Source organism: Burkholderia territorii (genome assembly GCF_902833055.1).
In the GTDB taxonomy this organism is placed as follows: Bacteria; Pseudomonadota; Gammaproteobacteria; order Burkholderiales; family Burkholderiaceae; genus Burkholderia; species Burkholderia territorii.
Genome location: NZ_CADFEJ010000183.1, coordinates 1 through 418 on the forward strand (window position 1 = coordinate 1; position 418 = coordinate 418).

Here is a 418-nt window from a genome sequence, read left to right on the forward strand (position 1 = left end):
CGCCTGGCCGAGACGCTGCGCATGGCGATGCAGGCGCACATGAACGCCGAGCTCGACATCGCCGAGCCGCTCTACCGCCGCGTGCTGAAGCTGCAGCCCGCGCATCCCGACGCGCTGCACTACCTCGGCGTGCTGCTGCACCAGCGCGGCCGCGGCGACGAGGCTGTGATCCTGCTCGACCGCGCGCTCAGGCTCACGCCGCTGCATGCCGACGCGCATTGCAACCTCGGCAACATCCACAAGGAGCACGCGCGCCAGGCCGAGGCCTGCTATCGCCGCGCCCTCGCGCTGGCGCCGGACCATCCGCAGGCGCTCGGCAATCTCGCCATCGTGCTGTAGGCGCTGGAGCGCGTGGATGAGGCACGCGAAGCCTACCAGGCCTGGCTCGCGCGGATGCCGGCCGATGCGCGCGGGCATT

At 71.8% G+C, this 418-nt stretch carries 1 protein-coding gene; it reads left to right on the forward strand.

Annotation, left to right across the window (positions count from 1 at the left end):
- The coding region (locus HW466_RS31620; protein ID WP_208456268.1) for a tetratricopeptide repeat protein at positions 1-339 on the forward strand (339 nt) is incomplete at its 5' end.
- Positions 340-418: the final 79 nt, after the last annotated feature.